The sequence below is a fragment of the Staphylococcus equorum genome (genome assembly GCF_029024965.1).
Lineage (GTDB): Bacteria > Bacillota > Bacilli > Staphylococcales > Staphylococcaceae > Staphylococcus > Staphylococcus equorum.
In genome coordinates this window covers 873,480-895,889 of sequence record NZ_CP118982.1, presented here as the reverse complement: position 1 = coordinate 895,889, position 22,410 = coordinate 873,480, and the positions used below count along the sequence as shown (strand labels likewise).

At 34.1% G+C, this 22,410-nt stretch carries 24 protein-coding genes; all 24 read right to left on the bottom strand.

Translation table 11 applies throughout. The annotated features are described in order from the left end of the window. Positions 1-4: 4 nt before the first annotated feature. The 24 genes from atpG to rpoE all read right to left on the bottom strand — a co-directional run bounded on the left by atpG (position 5) and on the right by rpoE (position 22,387). Positions 5-871: an ATP synthase F1 subunit gamma gene (gene atpG / locus PYW44_RS04205; RefSeq protein WP_002507080.1), complete on the bottom strand. Its 867-nt coding sequence runs from the start codon at positions 869-871 to the stop codon at positions 5-7. A 30-nt stretch (positions 872-901) separates the two neighbouring features. Further along, positions 902-2,413, bottom strand: a complete 1,512-nt coding sequence (gene atpA, locus PYW44_RS04200) for a F0F1 ATP synthase subunit alpha (RefSeq protein ID WP_002507079.1) — start codon at positions 2,411-2,413, stop codon at positions 902-904. Between the two features lie 20 nt (positions 2,414-2,433). Then, positions 2,434-2,973 (bottom strand): F0F1 ATP synthase subunit delta, encoded by a 540-nt coding sequence (locus tag PYW44_RS04195; RefSeq protein ID WP_002507078.1) that lies wholly within the window; start codon positions 2,971-2,973, stop codon positions 2,434-2,436. Continuing rightward, on the bottom strand, positions 2,973-3,500 hold the full coding sequence (locus PYW44_RS04190) for a F0F1 ATP synthase subunit B (RefSeq protein WP_021339776.1): 528 nt from the start codon (positions 3,498-3,500) through the stop codon (positions 2,973-2,975). The genes PYW44_RS04195 and PYW44_RS04190 overlap by 1 nt, the downstream gene beginning before the upstream one ends. A gap of 96 nt (positions 3,501-3,596) precedes the next feature. Next, on the bottom strand, positions 3,597-3,803 hold the full coding sequence (gene atpE / locus PYW44_RS04185) for a F0F1 ATP synthase subunit C (protein WP_002507076.1): 207 nt from the start codon (positions 3,801-3,803) through the stop codon (positions 3,597-3,599). Between the two features lie 38 nt (positions 3,804-3,841). Next, positions 3,842-4,564, bottom strand: a complete 723-nt coding sequence (gene atpB / locus PYW44_RS04180) for a F0F1 ATP synthase subunit A (RefSeq protein ID WP_002507075.1) — start codon at positions 4,562-4,564, stop codon at positions 3,842-3,844. Between the two features lie 28 nt (positions 4,565-4,592). Then, positions 4,593-4,943, bottom strand: coding sequence for an ATP synthase subunit I (locus PYW44_RS04175; RefSeq protein WP_021339777.1), 351 nt, complete (start codon positions 4,941-4,943; stop codon positions 4,593-4,595). 153 nt (positions 4,944-5,096) lie between these two features. Next, complete coding sequence (wecB, locus tag PYW44_RS04170; RefSeq protein ID WP_021339778.1) at positions 5,097-6,230, bottom strand: non-hydrolyzing UDP-N-acetylglucosamine 2-epimerase; 1,134 nt, start codon at positions 6,228-6,230, stop codon at positions 5,097-5,099. Between the two features lie 22 nt (positions 6,231-6,252). Then, positions 6,253-6,882 carry a uracil phosphoribosyltransferase gene (upp, locus tag PYW44_RS04165; RefSeq protein WP_002507072.1) on the bottom strand — a complete coding sequence of 210 codons (630 nt, stop codon included), beginning with the start codon at positions 6,880-6,882 and terminating at the stop codon, positions 6,253-6,255. 18 nt (positions 6,883-6,900) lie between these two features. Further along, positions 6,901-8,139: a serine hydroxymethyltransferase gene (gene glyA, locus PYW44_RS04160; protein ID WP_021339779.1), complete on the bottom strand. Its 1,239-nt coding sequence runs from the start codon at positions 8,137-8,139 to the stop codon at positions 6,901-6,903. A 23-nt stretch (positions 8,140-8,162) separates the two neighbouring features. Next, positions 8,163-8,687, bottom strand: a complete 525-nt coding sequence (locus tag PYW44_RS04155; protein WP_021339780.1) for a TIGR01440 family protein — start codon at positions 8,685-8,687, stop codon at positions 8,163-8,165. Between the two features lie 149 nt (positions 8,688-8,836). Then, complete coding sequence (locus tag PYW44_RS04150) at positions 8,837-9,259, bottom strand: low molecular weight protein arginine phosphatase (RefSeq protein WP_021339781.1); 423 nt, start codon at positions 9,257-9,259, stop codon at positions 8,837-8,839. Then, the gene (locus PYW44_RS04145; RefSeq protein ID WP_021339782.1) at positions 9,256-10,299 is read right to left on the bottom strand and encodes an L-threonylcarbamoyladenylate synthase; all 1,044 of its coding nucleotides are present in this window, start codon (positions 10,297-10,299) and stop codon (positions 9,256-9,258) included. Before PYW44_RS04145 ends, PYW44_RS04150 begins: the two co-directional genes overlap by 4 nt. A 94-nt stretch (positions 10,300-10,393) precedes the next feature. Beyond that, positions 10,394-11,230, bottom strand: coding sequence for a peptide chain release factor N(5)-glutamine methyltransferase (gene prmC, locus PYW44_RS04140; RefSeq protein ID WP_021339783.1), 837 nt, complete (start codon positions 11,228-11,230; stop codon positions 10,394-10,396). Then, complete coding sequence (prfA, locus tag PYW44_RS04135; RefSeq protein ID WP_002507066.1) at positions 11,217-12,293, bottom strand: peptide chain release factor 1; 1,077 nt, start codon at positions 12,291-12,293, stop codon at positions 11,217-11,219. The genes prmC and prfA overlap by 14 nt, the downstream gene beginning before the upstream one ends. After that, the gene (locus tag PYW44_RS04130) at positions 12,293-12,892 is read right to left on the bottom strand and encodes a thymidine kinase (RefSeq protein WP_002507065.1); all 600 of its coding nucleotides are present in this window, start codon (positions 12,890-12,892) and stop codon (positions 12,293-12,295) included. Before PYW44_RS04130 ends, prfA begins: the two co-directional genes overlap by 1 nt. Before the next feature lie 195 nt (positions 12,893-13,087). Further along, positions 13,088-13,345, bottom strand: a complete 258-nt coding sequence (locus PYW44_RS04125; protein WP_002507064.1) for a type B 50S ribosomal protein L31 — start codon at positions 13,343-13,345, stop codon at positions 13,088-13,090. A gap of 143 nt (positions 13,346-13,488) precedes the next feature. Next, positions 13,489-14,805, bottom strand: coding sequence for a transcription termination factor Rho (gene rho, locus PYW44_RS04120; protein ID WP_002507063.1), 1,317 nt, complete (start codon positions 14,803-14,805; stop codon positions 13,489-13,491). A gap of 182 nt (positions 14,806-14,987) precedes the next feature. After that, the gene (locus tag PYW44_RS04115; RefSeq protein WP_002507062.1) at positions 14,988-16,415 is read right to left on the bottom strand and encodes an aldehyde dehydrogenase family protein; all 1,428 of its coding nucleotides are present in this window, start codon (positions 16,413-16,415) and stop codon (positions 14,988-14,990) included. Between the two features lie 288 nt (positions 16,416-16,703). After that, entirely contained in the window at positions 16,704-17,027 is a 324-nt protein-coding gene (locus PYW44_RS04110) for a winged helix-turn-helix transcriptional regulator (RefSeq protein WP_002511426.1), read from the bottom strand. An 87-nt stretch (positions 17,028-17,114) separates the two neighbouring features. After that, positions 17,115-18,374 carry a UDP-N-acetylglucosamine 1-carboxyvinyltransferase gene (locus PYW44_RS04105; RefSeq protein WP_021339784.1) on the bottom strand — a complete coding sequence of 420 codons (1,260 nt, stop codon included), beginning with the start codon at positions 18,372-18,374 and terminating at the stop codon, positions 17,115-17,117. Between the two features lie 315 nt (positions 18,375-18,689). Further along, positions 18,690-19,550 (bottom strand): class IIb fructose-bisphosphate aldolase FdaB, encoded by an 861-nt coding sequence (fdaB, locus tag PYW44_RS04100; protein WP_002507059.1) that lies wholly within the window; start codon positions 19,548-19,550, stop codon positions 18,690-18,692. A gap of 363 nt (positions 19,551-19,913) precedes the next feature. Next, the gene (locus PYW44_RS04095; RefSeq protein ID WP_021339785.1) at positions 19,914-21,524 is read right to left on the bottom strand and encodes a CTP synthase; all 1,611 of its coding nucleotides are present in this window, start codon (positions 21,522-21,524) and stop codon (positions 19,914-19,916) included. 332 nt (positions 21,525-21,856) lie between these two features. After that, complete coding sequence (rpoE, locus tag PYW44_RS04090; protein WP_021339786.1) at positions 21,857-22,387, bottom strand: DNA-directed RNA polymerase subunit delta; 531 nt, start codon at positions 22,385-22,387, stop codon at positions 21,857-21,859. Positions 22,388-22,410 lie beyond the last annotated feature (23 nt).

Sequence of the window (22,410 nt, the reverse complement as noted above, 5' to 3'; positions counted from 1 at the left end):
ATAATTATTCAAGCGCAACTGATCCACCAACAATTTCAGTAATTTGTTGAGTGATTTCTGCTTGTCTAGCTCTGTTATATTCAATTGATAAATCATCAATAATCTCTGTCGCATTATCAGATGCATTTTTCATAGCAGTCATACGAGTCGCATGCTCACTTGCTTTCGCATCTAAAATCGTTCCATATATTAAACTCTCTACATATTGAGGTAGAATAACGCTTAAGATTGCTTCTTTGTCTGGCTCAAATTCATATGAAGACATTTGACCATGTCCTAAACTTGAATCTTCTGGAGACAATGGAAGTACAGTTTTCATGGAAGGTGTATTTTCTAATACACTGACGAAATGACTATAATAGATTTTAACCTCATCTACTGCTTCATCGCTATATAAATCTACCGCTTTTTTAGCGATAGCTTGTATTTCTTTAAATGAAGGTTGATCAGGTACTTCAACAAGTGAATCATGAACTTCATAACCTTTATTTTTAAGGAAATCCACACCAGTTTGTCCTAAGACTAAAATTGAATATTCATCTTTACTAGCATGCTTATTCTCAATATCGTTAACTAAATGCTTCAATACATTTGCATTATATGCGCCTGCCAATCCTTGATCACTTGTAATGACAATATAGCCACTTTTCTTCACTTCACGTTGTTGTAACATTGGGTGATTTGAATTTTTATCTGCACCAGCAACCGCAGTAATTGCATCTTGCATTTTTTCCATATAAGGTCTGAATTGATTTGTATTTCTTTCAGCACGACGCAATTTTGAACTTGAAACCATGTTCATTGCTTTCGTAATTTGTTTCATTTTTTTAGTTGATTTTATACGTGTATCAATCTCTTTAAGAGATCCCATTATCTCACCACCTTTTATTTACTATAACTACTATGCTTCTGTTTTACTGAAACTTTTTTTAAATTCAGTAATAGCTGATTCAAATGCATCTTCGTTAGGTAAAGCACCAGAAGTTTTGATTTCGTCTAATAATTCAGAGGCATTTGATTTCGCCCATTGATTTAATTCTGATTCAAAACGAGTGATGTCTTCAACTGGAATATCATCTAAATAACCTTTAGTTAGAGCATAAATAATTAATACTTGATTCTCTACAGGTAGTGGTTGGTTTTTATCTTGTTTTAAAATTTCTACAGTACGTTTACCACGTTCTAATTTTTGTGCAGTAAATTCATCTAAATCAGAACCAAATTGAGCAAATGATTCTAATTCACGGAACGACGCTAAGTCCAAACGTAAAGTACCGGCAACTTTTTTCATTGCTTTAATCTGTGCAGAACCACCAACACGTGATACTGACTGACCAGCATTGATTGCAGGTCTTACACCAGAGAAGAATAAATCTGATTGTAAGAAAATTTGTCCATCAGTGATTGAAATAACGTTTGTTGGTACATATGCTGCGATATCGCCAGCTTGTGTTTCGATAATTGGTAATGCAGTAATTGAACCGCCACCTAATTCATCGTTTAATTTTGCTGCTCTTTCTAACAATCTACTATGTAAGTAGAACACGTCACCAGGGTAAGCTTCACGGCCTGGAGGTCTACGTAATAGTAATGATAATTCACGATAAGCCGCAGCTTGTTTTGTTAAATCATCATAAACTATTAATACATCCTTACCATCGAACATGAATTCTTCAGCCATAGCTACACCAGAATACGGTGCAATATAAAGCATTGGTGCCGGATCAGCTGCAGAAGCAGAAACAATAATTGTATAATCCAACGCGCCTTCCTGGCGTAATTTTTCAACGTTCGTACGTACAGTTGAATCTTTTTGACCGATTGCAACATAAATACAAATCGTATCTTGATCTTTTTGGTTTAAAATCGTATCAATTGCAACTGTTGTTTTACCAGTTTGACGGTCACCTATTATTAATTCACGTTGTCCACGGCCAATTGGTACTAATGCGTCAATCGCTTTAATACCCGTTTGTAATGGTTCATCAACTGATTTACGATCCATTACACCAGTTGCTTTTTTCTCAACTGGGCGTGTCTTTGTTGTGTTAGCAGGACCTTGTCCATCTATTGGTTGTCCTAATGGGTTAACAACACGGCCAAGTAATTCTTCACCAACAGGAACTTCCATAATACGTCCAGTACGTTTTACTTCGTCCCCTTCTTTTATGTCATCGTAAGGGCCTAAAATTACGACACCTACATTTGACTCTTCTAAGTTTTGTGCTAAACCTAGAACGCCGCTATTAAATTCTACTAGCTCACCAGCCATAACATCATTTAATCCGTGGATTAATGCTATACCATCACCTATTTGTAGTACTGTACCTACATCAGTAACAGCCATTTCTGACTCATAATTTTCTATTTGTGAGCGAAGTAATGCACTGATTTCTTCAGCTTTAATGGCCATCTATGTCACTCCTTAAGTTTTTATTTCACTCTAATAAATTGTTTCTCTAATTGTGCAAGGTCATTTTTAATGCTTGCGTCCATGACTTTCGTTCCAACTTTAACTCGAACCCCGCCGATAAGCTCTGGATTGATTTTATTTGTAATCATGATTTTAGAGTAATTTGTACGTGATTTAATTATCGTATCAATGCGTTCTAAATCTTCATCTGACAATTCATACACTGATTCAACTACAGCATATTCTTGATTGTGATGTTGATTAAATAAAGCTTCAAATTCTATATAGATTTCATGAATGTAAGAAAGATGACGGTTACTTGCAAGAATCGTTAACATGTTTTGCAAGTATTGATTGGCATGACCAAACACTACTTTTGCAAAACTACGACGCTGTTGTACATCTTTTTGTGGATCTGCATCCAATGCTTGTAATTTTTTTGTTTCAGGTTGTACTGCTGTGTTGATTGTTGAAAATTCTTCGTACATCATTTCAAGATTGTTTGTGTCTTTAGCAGTATCAAATAAAGCCTTGGCATATTTTTTTGCTATGATAGCCATTATTTATCGCCTGCCTCTTTAATGTACTTTTCAACTAATTCTTTTTGATCTTTGCCTGATATTTCTTTTTGCAGTACTTTCGATGCAATCAATACTGAAAGTTCAGAAACTTGATTATTAATATCAGCAATTGCACGTTCTTTTTCACTGTTGATTTCATTCTGTGCTGTTTCAATCATACCATTTGCTCTAATATTTGCTTCATGAATAATTTCTTCATGCTGTTTGCGAGCTTGGACTTTAGAATCTTCTAAAATCTTTTGAACCTCATCTTGTGTTTCTTTTAGCGTTTGTTTGTTTTGTTCTTCTAACTTCTGTGCATTTAATTTAGCTTGTTCAGCATCATCTATATCTTTATTAATATCATGTTCACGTTGATCCATTACACCTTTTAATGGACCCCAAGCGAATTTTTTCAATAAAGCTACTAATATAAGAAAAGTTACAAGGGTAACAAGAATTGTTCCCCACTGAACACCACTAGTGTCAGCCGCACCAAGTACGAACATATTTGTCGTAGCAGTCACTTACATAGACACTCCTTTCATTCATTATAATTATAAGTCATATTGATAAAAACGAACGGCGAAAGCCTACAAGACTTCGCCATAAAACTGGTTTAATTATAGTGACATGAAAGCGATAACTACACCGATGATTGGTAATGCTTCAACTAAGCCAACACCAATGAACATAATACCCATTAATTGACCACGTGCTTCTGGTTGACGTGCTACACCTTCTACTGTTCTTGAAACGATAAGACCATTACCAATACCTGCACCTAGTGCTGATAAGCCGATTGCGATTGCTGCTGCGATTAAATTCATTTATAAATCCTCCTAATTTTTCTTTTTTAAATTTTAAATTAATGACTGTCCTGAACTTTATGGGACATGTATACCATTGAAAGCATTACAAAAATATAAGCCTGAATCGTACCAATAAATATTGAGAACCCTTGCCAAACAATTAAACCTGGGATACCAATCAACCATCCCCATGCTGGGAAACCGATAACTAAACCTGCTAGTAATCCAAGTAGTAACTCACCTGCAAAGATATTACCGTATAGTCGTAAACCTAATGTCAATGTTGAAGTGAATTCTTCAAAGATATTAATAGGTAATAAGAATATAGGTTTAGTATAGTTCTGGAAGTATCCTTTTGGACCCTTGATTTTAACACCGTAATAGTGTGTTAAAAGGATAACTAAAGTTGACAATGTCAAAGTAACAGTTGCATCAGCTGTTGGTGATTTCCACCACAGTGTATGACCTGAAATTAATTGAAAAGGTAATCCAATCATATTACTGACAAATATGAAGAATATTAATGTAACAGCAAGGAAATGGAATTGACCACCTTTAGACCATGCCATGTTACTTTCAATAACTCCTCTTACAAAGTCAAAAACCCACTCTATAAAGTTTTGCTTACCAGATGGACGTTTCTTGAGGTTGCGTGTACAAATAATAGCTATGACAAAAACAATAAGCGCTGTAATAACCAACATCATAATTGATGATAGATTAAACACGATGTCTAGACCGAACACATTCCAACTGACTAGAGGGTCTTTATGATCCATGCTTTCTCACCTCTTTCATATTAAGATTTTATTCCTTGTGCAAAAACGGTTTCAAAACCATTAACACATAAGAAATCATTAAACCAACAACCACACCAATTATATTTATATAGTCCTTATAAAAATACCAAGTACAACATGCAAGAATCACAATCAAATATCTCCAAACGTTGCCCGTTGAAATATGTATATTATCTTTTTGTTTAGCTTTCGCTAAGTAAAACTCGAAAGTAAAAGTATTAATAAGTGATCCAATCATGCCTATGATAAGTCCTAAAATAAATGGCGAACTTGTGAAAATAAACACAAATAACAGTACAACTATACCATATAAATAAAATTGTATATACTGTTGAAAATTGATGTTGAAACGTTTCATTACTGTGCCTCACTTCATTTTTTCATTCAATGATGAAAACCATTTCAATCATACAGTTTTAATAATAATATAGGGCGGTAAAGGTGTCAATTCTATTCAAAATGTAGTTTAATTTTTTGCACACTTGTCACAAAAATGACACATTTACCACTATTAATATTTAAAAAAACTAGGTTTTTGGGGAATTAGATGAAAATAATACTTTATATTTTCACAAATTCTATTTGATGCATTTCCATCGCCATAAGGGTTGCGCGCTTCACTCATTGCTTTGTACAATTGCTCGTCTTCCAATAATGCCTGCGTAGCATCAAAAATCATTTGTGCATTTGTACCAACAATTTTCAGTGTGCCTGCTTCTACACCTTCTGGTCTTTCAGTTGCTTCTCTTAAAACTAATACCGGTTTACCTAGAGATGGCGCTTCTTCTTGAACTCCACCTGAATCCGTTAATATCAAATAAGACTGATGCGCAAAATTATGAAAGTCTACTACTTCTAATGGTTCGATCAATTCAATTCGATCATGATTAGATAAGTATAAATCTGCAATACTTCTTACTTTTGGATTTTTATGTACAGGGTAAACGACTACTACATCTTCATATTTATCGACAATATCTCTTACTGCTTTAAAAATATGTTCCATAGGCTCTCCAATATTTTCACGCCTATGAGCAGTTAGTAAAATAATGCGTTTATCTTTATGTCTGTCGATAATATCAGATTGATAATGTTCATGTATGGTAGTCTTCATAGCATCAATTGCAGTATTTCCAGTAACCACTACAGTATCTGACGGTTTATTTTCCGCAATAAGATTTTCTGCAGCATTATTAGTAGGGGCAAAGTTCAAATCTGCCATTACCCCTACCATTTGCCTATTCATTTCTTCAGGAAATGGAGCATATTTATCCCAAGTTCTTAACCCTGCTTCCACGTGGCCTATAGGAATTTGATTATATAATGCTGCCAAACTTCCAGCGAAAGTTGACATGGTGTCACCATGCACAAGTATCATATCTGGTTGTTCTTCCTTAATAACGTCCTCTAGTCTAGTCAATATACGAGAAGTAATTTCAGATAATGATTGGCCTTGCTTCATAATATCCAAATCGTAATCTGGTGTAATATGAAAGCTTTCCAGTACAGAATCTAACATTTCTCTATGCTGCGCAGTAACTACTACTATCGGTTCCAACTCAGCATCATCTCGCAATGCTAATACAAGCGGCGCCATTTTCACTGCCTCAGGACGTGTCCCGAACACAGTCATTATCTTCTTCATTCTACTCCACTCCTGGGTAAAACTATTTTGTTCCGAATAAACGGTCTCCAGCATCACCTAAACCAGGTGTAATATATGCATGGTCATCTAATTTTTCATCTAATGCAGCTATGAAAATATCTACATCCTCATGTGCTTCTTGTAATTTTTCTACACCTTCAGGCGCAGCAACTAAGCACATAAAACGAATGTTTTTCGCGCCACGTTTTTTAAGAGAATTGATTGCTTCAATTGCTGAAGCACCTGTAGCTAACATTGGGTCTACGACTACAATTTCTCTTTCTTCGATATCTTGTGGTAATTTCACAAAGTACTCAACTGCATCAAGTGTTTCAGGATCTCTATATAGACCCACATGACCTATTCTCGCTGCTGGTACTAAGTTTAAAATACCTTGTGTCATACCTAAGCCAGCTCTTAAAATTGGTACAAATGCTAATTTTTTACCCGTTAATCTTTTAGCTACCATTTTAGTTACTGGTGTGTCTATTTCTACATCTTGTAATTCTAAATCTCTTGTCACTTCGTATGCCATTAACATACCAACTTCATCTACTAATTCTCTAAATTCTTTAGTCCCTGTATGTACGTCTCGAATGTAACTTAATTTGTGTTGAATAAGTGGGTGATCAAAAACATGTACTTTGCCCATAATTTACTTCCTCCAATTTTAATTGTATAAAGGATGTTTTGTAGTTAATGCTTTAACTCTTTCTTTTCCTTCGTCTAAAGCTTTTTTATCTTCTGGATTTCTTAAAACTAAACTGATAATTTTTGCAACTTCTTCAAAAGCAGCTTCGTCAAATCCACGTGTTGTTGCAGCAGGTGTACCTAAACGAACACCACTTGTTACAAATGGTTTTTCTTGATCGAACGGAATTGTATTTTTGTTACAAGTAATACCTACAGCATCTAATGTTTCTTCAGCTACTTTACCTGTGATACCTACTGAACCTTTAACATCTAATGATACTAAATGATTATCTGTACCGCCTGAAACGACTCTATAGCCTTCTTTAGTTAATGTATCTGCTAATGTTTTAGCATTATTAACTACTTGTTGTTGATATGTTTTGAAGTCGCCTTGTAATGCTTCACCAAAAGCAACTGCTTTCCCAGCAATAACATGTTCTAACGGTCCGCCTTGAATACCAGGGAATATTTTTTTATCAATTTGCTTTTTGTACTCTTCTTTACATAAAATCATTCCACCACGAGGGCCGCGTAATGTTTTATGTGTTGTAGTAGTTACAAAATCTGCATATTCAACAGGGTTTTGATGTAAACCAACTGCAACTAAACCTGCAATATGCGCCATATCTACCATTAATTTTGCCCCTACTTCATCTGCAATCTCTTTGAATCGTTTGAAATCAATAGCTCGAGAATAAGCAGATGCACCTGCGACAATTAATTTAGGTTTATTTTCTTTAGCTAATCTTAACACTTCATCATAATCAATTTGTTCATTTTCTTTGTCTACGCCATACTCAACAAAGTTATAAAATTGTCCACTAAAGTTAACAGGCGAACCATGTGTTAAATGACCACCATGGCTTAAATTCATACCTAATACAGTATCACCATGTTCTAATGCTACTAGATAAACTGCCATATTTGCTTGTGACCCAGAGTGTGGCTGTACGTTAACGTGTTCAGCACCAAAAAGTTGTTTGGCACGTTCGATAGCTAATGTTTCAGACACATCCACGTATTCACATCCACCATAGTATCTTCTGTTCGGATAGCCCTCAGCATATTTGTTCGTTAATACTGAACCTTGCGCTTCCATAACTGCTTCCGAAACAAAGTTCTCTGAAGCAATCAGCTCTATATTGTTATTTTGACGGTTAAATTCATTTTGAATCACTTCATATATTTCTTTATCTTGCTCTTGAATAAATGACATAGGTAAATCCTCCTCGTTCTGTATTAGTTATATTTTGCTCTTTCGCCACCAATTTTCTTAGGTTTTGAAGAAGCGATTGTAACAACTGCCTCACCAATCTGTTTAACACTTGTACGTTCTGGAATGGCTACATGCGCAATATGCATGCCAATTAATGTTTGACCAATATCAATACCTTTTGGCACTATTATTCGTTCAACAACCATTGGATCTTGCATATGTTGGTAAGCATAAGTTGCTAAGCTACCACCTGCATGAACATCTGGTATTACAGACACTTCTTCCATCGTAAGGGGGTTGAACTTAGACCTTTCAATTGTTATTGCTCTGTTAATATGTTCACAGCCTTGAAATACAAAAGAAACATTTGTATCATTCTCAATTTGCTTTAATGCTTCAAATATTTCTTGTGCTACATCCATAGAACCTACACTACCTATACGTTCACCAATTACTTCGGATGTAGAACAACCAATCACACATAATTCATTTGCTTTAAAGAAAGATTTAGTCTTTAATTCATTTAACAATAACTTTAGATCTTCCATTCTCCCACCCCTTTTAAAATAATGATTTAAAAAAAGTATTTAAACACCTCAATGCTATGAGACATACAAGATTAGACGATAGCAATTTTGCTATACGTATTTTATTATAACGTATTTAGCTACTCACTCATACTAATTTAACAAAATTATTACTTTAATATTTTATTTTTTAAAGTATCTATCAACAAATTTAATTCATTATATATTTTATTATAATCATATAACGATCCACCATATGGATCAGTGATTTCTCCTTCTCGTTGAACATATTCAGTGATAGTAAAAATTTTCTCTGTCTCTCCATATACTTGTTGTATCGTTTCTTTGTGAGATTGTGACATTGTTAATATTAAATCTGCATTTAAATCCTCCGCTGTAAAACGTTTAGCATTACTAGGTGATGGTAAATGATGTTCATTTATGATACTTAGTGTATTCTGAGACGTAGGCTGGCCATCTTGAGCAAAAACACCTCGTGATTCTATGATATATTCAGGCATTTTCGCTTTGGCAATACTTTCAGCCATCGGACTTCTACACGTATTACCAGTACAAACAAATATTATTCTCATAGTTGGTCTCCTTTAACAATAGTTTGACTTGCAGCTTTCATCATTCTATTCATAATCGCTATGGTATGGTCAGTAATATCAAAACCATAAATATATGCTGTTTTAATTTGTTCATCTTGATCAATATGATGCAATATTTTATAAAGGTTATGATTTGCCCCTTTAATATCATTTTCATTTTTACATAATTCTATAAAAATAGACCCGTCAGGCACGAAATCTCGCTTATCACTTGGAACGATAAATGCTGTTTGGCTCCAATCTTTTTCTTCTGAAGGCTTTATATTGAATGCTTGAACAATTTGTAACGGTGTATCTGGCGCATAATGTTTATATTTCATCCCTGGTGCAATTGGCTTATCGCTATCCAAAGTCTTTCTTGTAGATACACTATGAGGTAACACCGCTTCAATCATCGGTTTCGTAATTGAACCAGGTCTAGCGATTCTAAATGGAAACTGTGTGCAATCTAATACAGTGCTTTCCAATCCTTCTTCACTTTGATCACCATTTACCATACCATTAATACGACCATTTAAATCTGAATAAACATGTTCAAATGTTGTAGGTGACGGTCTACCACTTAAATTTGCGCTCGGTGCTGCTATGGGTATATCTACGAATTGCAAAATTTGTCTGCCGATTGAATGACTTGGCATTCTAACAGCAATTGATGATAAACCACCACTTACACTTTCACACAAATATCCTTTTTTAAGCGGTAATATAAAAGAAATTGGTCCAGGCCAAAAATGCTTCATCAATAATTTAATTTCGTTTGTTATATCATGTGTAAAATGCTCTATTTGTTTTAAATCATGTATATGCACAATCAAAGGGTTATCTGAAGGTCTACCTTTCGCTTCATATATCTTTTTGATTGCTTCTGCATTTCTCGCATCTGCACCAAGACCATATACTGTTTCTGTTGGTATTGCAATCAAGCCTCCTTGTTCAAAGATGTGCTTGATTTCATTTATATCCGGAAATTGATTGATTTCATTTTTATACTGTCGTAAATCCCAAATCTTCGTTTCCATTTAGCCCCGCCCTTTCTTCTCATGATTTTATTTTAGAATAAAATAAAAAGTTATGCACTCTCATGATTTATCATGTTCAGTACATAACTTCTTATTACCACTCGAAAGAAATAATTCTATCGTTATTATTAATATCTTTTATAATTTGAACATCTAATGAAGGATATTTAGATTGTATTTTTTGCTTCAATGTTTGACCTTGTTTATAACCAATTTCAAAAACGACCTTTGCATTCGGCAGAAGTACTTTTGGCAATTGGTTTAATATTGCATCATAAACCTTATACCCATTATCTTCTGCAAATAATGCAGAATGTGGTTCATATTTCAATACTGTGTCATCCATCAGTACAGCCTCATTATCATCAATATAAGGCGGGTTAGAAATTAGACCATTCACTTTTATACCTCTTTCTATTAAAGGTGCTAATGCATCACCCTGCAAAAAGTTAATATCTACTTGATGGCTAAGGGCATTTTCTTGTGCTACTGCTAATACTGTAGCATATAAATCTGTAGCATAGACAGTTAATGATTGATTCATCTTTTTTAGTATAATTGGAATATTACCACTACCTGTACCAATATCAACAATTGTATCATCAGAATGAATCTCGTTATAAAAGTGTAACATGACTTCCTCAGTTTCAGGTCTAGGTATTAAACAATCTTCAGTCACCTTGAATGTCTCACCGTAAAATGATTGGCTTCCAACAATATACTGAATCGGTTCACCTTTTAACATTCTAACTTCAGCGTCGTTATATAATTCTAAATGTATGTCCGACATTACCTCATCCTTATGCATCAAATAATCCGCTTTACTCCATTGCAATAAATCTAACATTAACCATTCTGCTCGAGTTGTTTCAATATCTAGTTCAAAGCATTTCATTTTTGCATTAGAAAGTCGTGTTTTATAATTCACCATTGTTAAGTTCTTTCAATTTATCAGTTTGTTCAGCTAAAGTTAATGCATCTATCACTTCGTCTAATTTTCCTTCCATAACTTGATCTAACTTCTGAATCGTTAAACCAATACGGTGGTCAGTCACTCGACTTTGAGGATAATTATACGTTCTAATACGTTCTGAACGATCACCAGAACCTACTGCTGATTTACGTTGGGCAGCATATTTTTGTTGCTCTTCTTGTAATTTCATATCAAATAAACGTGCTTTCAAAACTTTCATAGCTTTTTCACGGTTTTGAATTTGTGATTTTTCTGAAGACGTAGCAATGATTCCGGTCGGCACATGTGTGATACGTACAGCTGAATCCGTAGTATTGACATGTTGTCCACCCGCACCACTAGAGCGGTAAGTATCTACTTTAATATCTTCATTACGCACTTCAATTTCTACATCTTCAACTTCTGGTAGTACTGCAACTGTAGCAGTCGATGTATGAATACGTCCACCTGACTCGGTCTCAGGTACACGTTGTACACGATGGGCGCCATTTTCATATTTCAACTTACTGTAAGCACCTGATCCTGAAATTGAAAAACTGATTTCTTTATAACCACCATGGTCACTTTCAGCGGCTTCTACAATTTCTGTTTTATAACGTTGTGCTTCAGCGTATTTAGAATACATTCTAAATAAGTTCCCAGCAAAAATTGCAGCTTCATCTCCACCAGCAGCAGCACGTATTTCCACGATAACGTCTTTCTCATCGTTAGGATCTTTCGGAATAAGTAAAAATTTAAGATTTTCTTCTAGTTTCGGAACTTGATTGTTAAGTGATTGGTGTTCTTCTTTTAACATTTCAATTTCATCACTGTCTTTTGTTTCTTTTAACATTTCTTCTATTTCAACAATGTCTTCTTTGACTTGTTTATAATTACGGTATACTTCTACAGTTTTTTGTAGATCTGATTGTTCTTTTGAATATTTTCTTAAGTTATCTGGATCACTTACTACATCTGGATCACTTAATAATTCATTTAATTGTTCATATCTTTCTTCTACGATATCTAATTGATCAAACACTACATTTCCTCCTTCATATTATTACTTGGTGCAACAATATGATGCGCTCTGCATCTTGGTTCATAACTTTCATTTGCACCAACTAATATAACTGGATCATCTATTTTTGCTGGGTTACCATCAATCAACCTTTGTGTGCGGCTTGAAGATGCACCACAAACAGCACAAACAGCTTGTAGTTTAGTCACTTCTTCACTTACTGCTAGTAGGTGTGGTATAGGTTCAAACGGTTCCCCTCGGAAATCCATATCTAGTCCCGCTGTAATGACTCTATGGCCTTTTTTAGCTAATTGTTCAACAATATTAACTACACCTTCTTCAAAAAACTGCACTTCATCGATACCTATAACATCTGTATCTGACAAATCGTGCTTAAGTATTTCAGCCGCTGTTGAAATATTAATTGCTTCAATAGCGTTGCCATTATGAGAAACAATCTTATCTTTATGATAGCGGTCATCTATAGCCGGTTTAAATACAACTACTTTTTGCTTAGCATAAAGGCCTCGTCTTAATCGACGAATTAACTCTTCAGATTTACCACTAAACATGCTTCCAGTAATACATTCAATCCACCCGGAATGATAAGTTTCATACATTATGCGTTCCACCTTTTTCAAAACATAATCGATTCATTATAGCATATTTTTTTAATTGAAATATGCTATTTCTTCAAGATATTGAGTTATTTTTATGTATAAAAACTATTAAAACTGTAATATTCTCAATTAGAGACTTATATTTCTAAAAACAAAAAGGCATTCTCATATAATGAGAATGCCTTATAACAACGATTACTCGTCGCTTGATTTGATTCCGAATTTTTTGTTGAAACGTTCCACACGGCCATCCGCAGCAGCGAATTTTTGGCGTCCTGTGTAGAATGGATGTGAATCAGATGAAACGTCTAAACGAATAACTGGGTATTCGTTGCCATCTTCCCATTCCATAGTCTCTTTTGAAGATTTTGTTGAACCACTTAGGAATTTAAAATTCGTAGTTGTATCTAAAAAGATTACACTGTGATATTCAGGATGAATATTTTTTCTCATTATTTTCAGCTCCTTTGCCCTGAACCATCTGGAACAGAGTTGTTTGTGAGTTTTTACCCAATACTTGATAATTATAATTGCTTTAAAACCAAAACGCAACCCTAAATCATATATTAGCTTGATAACACTTTGCTAATTTCAACTTAAATAATTGGTTTACCTGTTTTAGTGCTTTCTTTAGCAGCCTTTTGTAATTGTTCAAAAAATTCTTGGTTATTTTCTGTACGTTTTAATTTGCGTACAAATCTTTCTGTAAAATCAATTGAATCTGTAAACATATTACGTAATTGCCATAATGATTCTAAATCTTTTGGAGAAATAAGTAGTTCTTCTTTACGCGTTGAACTACGACCGATATCAATAGCTGGAAATACTCGGCGCTCTGCCAATTTACGATCTAGATGTAATTCCATGTTACCCGTTCCTTTAAATTCTTCGTAAATCATATCGTCCATACGTGATCCTGTATCAACTAACGCTGTAGCTAGTATCGTCATACTGCCACCAGCTTCAATATTTCTTGCAGCTCCGAAAAATGCTTTTGGCTTGTGTAATGACGCAGGGTCTAAACCACCAGACAATGTGCGTCCACTTGGTGGTATGACAAGGTTGTATGCACGAGCTAACCTTGTAATTGAATCCATTAAAATAATGACATCTTTTCCTACTTCAACAAGTCTTTTTGCACGTTCTAATAAAAGTTCTGCAACTTTAACATGGTGTTGTGGTGGCTCATCAAATGTAGAGTGCACAACTTCAGCAGATTCAACAGAACGTTCAATATCTGTTACTTCTTCTGGACGTTCTCCGACTAATAATACAAATAATTCTGCATCTGGTTTGTTGATAGCAATAGCGTTAGCAATCTCTTTTAATAGAGATGTTTTACCTGCTTTTGGTGGTGCAACAATAAGTCCACGTTGGCCCAAACCAATTGGCGTAATTAAATCCATAATACGAGTCGAAAAATTTTGCTTCGTTGTTTCTAAAACGATTCGTTCTTCAGGATATAATGGCGTTAACGCTTGAAAGTGAGGTCTTTTTTTAACTTCTTCTGCATTCTCGTCGTTAACAAAATCAACTTGTAGCAAACCATAATACTTTTCATTATCCTTTGGTTTTCTTACTTTACCAGTAACTTTATCGCCGCGTTTGATTTCAAAACGTCGTATTTGACTGGCAGAGATATAAATATCTTTTTCACCTTTTGAATAATTAACTGTTCTAAGGAAACCATAGCCATCTTGTTGGATGTCATCTAATACACCCTCCATATAATAGTTACCGTCTTTTTCCATTTGCGCTTCCATAATTGCAAGAACAAGTTCTTTTTTATTAAGTTTACTATAATTTGTTAGTTTTAGAGATTTTGCTTTTTGAGTGAGATCTTTTGTAGTGTAATTTTTGTATAATTCGTGGAACGATTCATACTGAGGTGATGTTCGTACTTTATCAGGCATTATCTTGCACCCATTTCATAAATAAGTTTTTAAATAACGCAACGTACTACGCTACTTACTTTTATAACTATAGCAAATTTCTTATTTAATTACAAAATGTATTTCAGTTTTTATAAATTATAAAAGCAAGACAGTTAAACTGCCTTGCTTCATTTAAATTATTTAATTACTGCTAAACTTTATTATTTATAATAGCCAGCAATGGACTTAACTTCTAGGAATTCTTCGATACCGTAGTCGCCCCATTCGCGTCCAATACCAGATTGTTTATAACCACCAAATGGTAAGTCCGATTTACGGCCAGCTTCATTAATTTCTACTGTACCAGCTTCAATTGAACGTGCTACTTTGTGTAATGTGTCTTTATCATTACCGTATACATATCCAGCTAAGCCATATTTAGTATCATTTGCAATTTTAATTGCTTCATCTAAATCATTGTAAGTGATAATTGACATCACTGGGCCAAAAATTTCTTCTTGCGCGATTGTCATACTATTATCAACATTATTAAATATTGTTGGGCGAGCAAAGTAACCTTTTTCTAAGCCTTCAGGTTTGCCAGGTCCACCATAGAATAATTCTGCACCTTCTTCAATACCTTTATCGATATATGATTGTACTTGGTCAAATTGTTTTTTACTAATGATTGGACCAACTTGAGTGCCTTCTTCGCGTGGATCACCGACTTTAACTTGACTGAATTTTTCTTTTACAGCTGTTAAGAATTCTTCTTTTAGACTTGCTGGTACTAATGTTCTAGTACCTGCTGTACAAACTTGACCAGTATTGCTAACAACTTTACCAGTTGCTGCACTTGCTGCACCATCAATATCTGAATCATCTAAAATAATATATGGTGATTTACCGCCCAATTCAAGTGACACTTTTTTGAAATCTTCAGCTGCTTTTTTCATAATGCTTGAACCAGTTGGACCAGAGCCAGTGAACGACATCATTCTTACTTTCGGATGTTCACTTAATGGATTACCTACACCTTGTCCATCACCATTCACTAAGTTAAACACACCTTTTGGCACGCCTACTTTATCAAAAATTTCAGCCAAAATAATTGCGGCGAATGGTGTCTCTTCAGATGGTTTTAATACGACTGGACTTCCTGCTGCAAAAGCGGCAGATAATTTCAATGAAGTTTGATTCGTTGGGAAATTCCAAGGTGTGATTAAGCCAGAAACACCAATAGCTTCCTTCACAACTAAATCATCACCACGACGTTCTTCAAATTCAAAATTATCTAATGCATCACGTGCTGCTTCAAAGTGATCTAGTCCCATTTGATAATGTACTTTTTCTGATACTGATAAAGGCGCACCTAATTCGTCTGTAATTGCCTCTATAAGATCATCTTTTCTATTTTTATATTCTTGTACTATTTTATCTAATAATGTTCTTCTTTCTTCTATTGAGCTGTGTCTAAATTCTAGATACACATTTTCTGCAGCGTCTACTGCCTTATCAACATCTTCTTTATTACCTTTCGCAATTGTACCTGCTACTTCTTCTGTCGCTGGATTAATAACTTCTAGTGTTTCTCCACTAGTGCTTTCAATCCATTCTCCGTTAATATATTGTTTAGTGAAATTTCTCATCAATAATTCACTCCTTAATTTGTGTTGATAATTATATTTTAACCGAGATTCTGTATTTTTAAACATTAATGCTCACGTTATATGACGACAAACGTTGTTATTAAGCGTTTTCTAATCATTTCACATTAATAATTAGTCCCAACAAAAACCTTGAACCTCACAATTTATAAGCTAAAAGAAAATATATATATATTTTCTTTTTTTAAAAACAAAAAAAGAAGTCTATGACATGTCATAGACTTCTTCTCTTATTATAACGCTTTAAATCTTCGTTCATAGACATTGATATTATTGATTTTCAAGTTCAATAAAATCTTGCGCCCACTTTTCCATTGGTACTAATGCTGCCGCTAGTGCATCACCTTTATCCGTAAGTTGGTATAATATGTTCATCGGGCTTGTAGATACTATTTTTTTCTCTACAAGACCCCATTCACTTAGGTCTGTTAATTTTATACTAAGTGCACGTGGTGTAATTGTTTTCAAATCACGTTTCATATCCGAAAAATGAGCAGATTTTTCTGGACACCTAGACAAATAATTAATAATTAGACCATTCCAACTTCTACCTACTATTTTAAAGGTCTCTTCAAGATAAGGGCAAACCTCCATGGTCATCACCTCATATCGTTTTTATTCTATAATCTGAGTTACTAAAATATATTTCAAGTGCTTAGTATATTTAGTATACCACATTTTCTAAATTTCTTCAGTCCAAATATCTGCACCTAATGATTCTAAAGTACTCACAATATTAGTGTAGCCACGATAAATATGTTTTACGTTGTAAATTGTAGTAACACCTTCTGCTAAAAGTCCTGCAACAATAAGACATGCGCCTGCTCGTAGGTCACTCGCATATACTTCTGCTCCTGTTAATTTAGATGGCTTAATAGTTGCCGTACCATCATCTGCATTGATATTGGCACCCATGTTTTTTAATTCATCAACGTGTCTAAAACGCGCTGGGTATATTGTTTCGGTCACAAAGGATACACCATCTGCCATAAATAATAGCGGTGTAATAGGTTGTTGTAAGTCTGTAGCAAATCCAGGATAAACTAAAGTTTTAATGTCGACGCTTGAATAAGGCGCACTACGTTTAATTTTAGCACTATCATCGCCAACTTGAATATCCACGCCTAATTCTTTTAACTTTACAGTTAATGGTTCAACATGTGTTGGGATAATATTATTAATTTGAATATCCTCACCACAAGCTGCAGCTATACACATATACGTACCAGCTTCTATTCTATCTGGAATAACTTGATGATGAGAACCGTGAAGACGATCCACACCATTAATCTTAATCGTACTTGTACCTGCACCTTTTATATCTGCACCTAGACCAATTAAATACGTTGCTACGTCTACAACTTCTGGTTCTTTAGCTGCGTTTTCAATGACAGTATGCCCTTCAGCTCGTACAGCTGCAAGCATAATATTAATTGTTGCACCAACGCTCACAATATCTAAAAATATATTTGCACCAGTTAATTTGTCAGCTTCAATTTTCATAGAAGTCTCACTTGATTCATCAATCTTCGCGCCTAAAGCTTTAAAACCTTTGATATGTTGATCAATAGGTCTTGGTCCTAATGGACAACCTCCAGGTAAACCAATGACACATTTTTTAAATCTACCTAACATTGCACCCATCATATAATAAGAGGCACGTAAAGACTCGACTTTATTATTAGGTAATGGTGCATTTTCAATGTCAGTAGGGTCGACCTTTAATGTCATACCATCTAATTCTGTTTTAATATTTAAATCCCCTAATAGACTAACCAATGTTTCTACATCAGAAATTTCTGGAAGACCTTCAATTGTTACTTTATCTTCAGCCAGGATTGCTGCAGGTATAATTGCTACTGCACTGTTTTTAGCACCGTGGATATCCACTTCACCTTTAAGTGTTTGTCCACCTCTAATTTTTATCACTTCTTGAGCCATTCGCTTGTTCTCCTTTGACTTTCAATCATTATTTGCATTATAAATTACTTTTTCCAGTTTGCAAAGTACATCAGTCTACTAAAACTTTTTAAAATTAAAATTAAGTGATGCAAGTTACATATAAATTATTTACTATAGTTTTTATTTCCCATTATTTTATGTTTTAAATCATAATTATATATATTTTGTTTGAGATTTATGTAAATAGTTTGGATTTAATAATAACCTCTTTACCAAACGATAGCAATTATAACATAAAAAAATAAGACTGGGACATAATTACATGTCTCAGTCTCATTTGTAATATAGATTAAATTATTTTGCTCGGTTAGATGTACCAAACTCTTTAATTTTACCAATAACTGTTGCTTTGATTGCTTCACGTGCTGGTCCTAAATATTTACGAGGATCATATACTTCTTTATCTTTGTCTAAAGCTTCACGTACTGCTTTAGCAGAAGTGATTTGGTTTTCTGTATTAACGTTAATTTTTGCTGTGCCGAAAGGAATAGCTTTTTGGATATCTGTAGTTGGGATACCAGTACCACCGTGTAATACTAACGGTAATCCTGTAGAAGCACCAATTTCTTCCATTTCTTTAAATCCTAATTTAGGTTCACCTTTATATGGTCCGTGTACTGAACCTAATGCTGGTGCTAATGTATCGATGCCTGTTCTTTCAACAAGTTCTTGACACTCTTTAGGATCTGCATAGATAACACCTTCAGCGATAATATCGTCTTCTTGTCCGCCTACAGTACCTAATTCAGCTTCAACTGATACGCCATGTTCATGCGCATATTCAACCACTTTTGAAGTGATTTCAACGTTGTCTTCAAATGAACCATGAGAAGCATCGATCATTACTGATGTAAATCCAGCATCAATTGCTTCTTTACATTTTTCAAAGCTTGAACCGTGGTCTAAGTGGATTGCAACAGGGACAGTGATTTCTTTGTCGTGCATTAACCCTTCAACCATTTTAACTACCGTGTAGAAACCACCCATATAGCGAGCAGCACCTTCAGATACACCTAAAATAACTGGAGCATTCTCTTCTTGTGAAGCTTCTAAGATAGCTTGTGTAAATTCTAAGTTATTTAAGTTGTATTGACCAACTGCGTAACCATTTTCTTTTGCGTCTATTAACATTTCTTTCATTGAAACTAAAGGCATGAAAGTTCCTCCTTGGTGCTTTAAGCACATATTTTTACAATCTAATTATATCAAAATTAGAAACCTTTTGCATTCTTCTAAACAATTGTAAGCGCTTTTAATTGTTTTTTTCTTTTTAAAACCTTAAAAATAGACATTTTTCTTCTAATTTTTGTAAATTTGTTATACTATACATCTTATTTTACAGTAATTATAAAAATATAATTATGAAATCGTTTGAATCAAATAACACGAATTTTGAAACCTTTATAAAAAATTCAATTATCGTTAATGTATAATGACATTTAACAATTAAGGATATAAAAAAAGACGCATTGCTAACTGTAACCTTTAATTACTTAGCTAACATGCGTCATTTTTATTTTATTTAGATTGTTTATTTTTTAAAGAAGCTTCAATAAACGCTTTGAAAATTGGTTGTGGACGGTTAGGTCTTGATAAAAATTCAGGATGGAATTGACAAGCTACGAAAAAGTCATTTTCAGGAATTTCCACCATTTCAATTAAGCGACCATCAGGGCTCGTACCTGAGAATACCATACCGTTTGCTTCTAATTGTTCTCTATATTCATTGTTAAATTCATAACGATGACGATGTCTTTCTTCAATATCAGTTTCATTGTAAATTGAGTGTGCTAATGTACCCTCTTTAATATGGCAAGGATAAAGTCCTAAACGTAACGTACCGCCTAAATCTTCAATATCTTTTTGTTCAGGTAGTAAATCAATAATTGGATACGGCGTGTTTGGATCTAATTCTGCTGAATGCGCACCTTCAAGGTTAAGTACATTTCTAGCAAATTCAACTGTTGCTAATTGCATACCTAGACAGATACCAAAGTACGGTACGTTATTTTCACGTGCATATTTAATCGCAGAAATTTTTCCTTCACTTGCACGGAATCCAAATCCACCTGGGACTAAAATACCATCTACATCTGATAATATTTCTGACACATTATCATCTGTCACTTCACTAGAATCAATCCATCTTACTTCAATATCTTTTTTAAATGGATAACCTGCATGTTTTAATGATTCAACAACCGATAAATAAGCATCTTGAAGACTTACATATTTACCAACTAAACCAATTGTCACTTTGCCATCTAAATTATTCACTGTGTCTAGTAAATATTGCCATTCATCTAACTGTGTTTCGTATTTTGGATTAAGTTCTAAACGATCAATCACTATGTTTTCCATATCTTGTTTGCTTAACTGTAAAGGAATTTCATATAGTGATTCTGCATCACGACATTCGATTACACTTGCTTTGTCGATATCACAGAATAAAGCGATTTTATCTTTTAAATCTTGTGTTAATTCATATTCTGTACGAACCACAATCAAATCAGGCTGAATACCTAAACCGCGTAATTCTTTTACGCTATGTTGTGTTGGTTTCGTTTTCATTTCTCCAGCAGCTTTAATATATGGTAATAATGTACAGTGTACATACATTACATTTTCGCGACCTAAGTCACTGCGAATTTGTCTAATAGCTTCAATAAATGGTAATGATTCTATATCCCCTGTTGTTCCACCGATTTCAGTAATAACAACATCAGCATTTGTGCTTTCTCCTGCTAAAAGTAAACGTTCTTTAATTTCATTTGTGATATGCGGGATAACTTGTACTGTTCCTCCTAAATAATCACCACGACGTTCTTTCTTCAATACGTGAGAATACACTTTACCAGCTGTAACATTAGAATATTTATTTAAGTTAATATCTATAAATCGTTCATAGTGTCCTAAATCTAAGTCTGTCTCTGCACCATCATCAGTAACAAAAACTTCACCATGTTGATATGGACTCATCGTTCCAGGATCTACGTTTAAATATGGATCGAATTTTTGGATTGTTACTTTTAGCCCTCTATCTTTTAATAGTCTTCCTAAAGATGCTGCTGTGATACCTTTTCCTAATGAAGAAACAACTCCACCAGTTACAAAAATAAATTTTGTCATGTTCTGCCTCCTAGTTATTAAAACAGTTTTTTCAATCAATACCGATATTGACATCGAATTTTTAAAATCAATTGCTTATTTTTTTGTGTAATAGCGTGTTTTACATATTATAATTATCATTTATTATTTTCATATGTATAAATTATTGCTCTAAGCAATTACCTAATTTCAAAGAATTCATAAATTTTTTATAGTCATTTAAATAAAAAAATCGCTCCCTCTCACATCGTTGTAAGGGGGAGCGTATAATATTTATACACGTCGTCCTAATTAAAGGAGCCCGAATAAAATTTTATCATTTTCACGAGAAAAGTCAATTAAATCTCAAATAATTATTTTTCAGTTTCTTCTTCGTCTTCATCTTCTTCTTCGTCTTCATCATCAAAGTCTTCATCATCTTCATCAATAACAATGCCTTCTTCTTCAACTTCGTCTTCTTTTGGTTCTTCAGGATCATTCAAAGTTTCTTGGTCATCAGTTACAGCTGGGATGTCATCATCGTCATCAGTTTCATCTTCACCAAGTAATTTTAAATTTTTATCTTCTTCTGGGTCATCATCCAATATATCGAATTTTTGAATTGTTGGCGCAATTTTTTCTTCAATATCATCTACTGAATACCAATCACGTAATCCCCAGATATTTTCTCCAACGTTTAAAAAACGACCGTCAGTATTTAAGTCTGTATAGAATTGTACAATTCTATGTTCTACTTCATGGTCTTCATAATGTCCAAGCGCTTTAAATTCATCGATGATATCGTATAAATTCATAGTACTATTTTTTTCATTTAATAGCGTATAGGCCATATCGATAAATGATTTCTCATCAACCATTTCTTTTGTATAATCTTGAATTCTCATTATTTATTCTTCCTTTCAAAGGC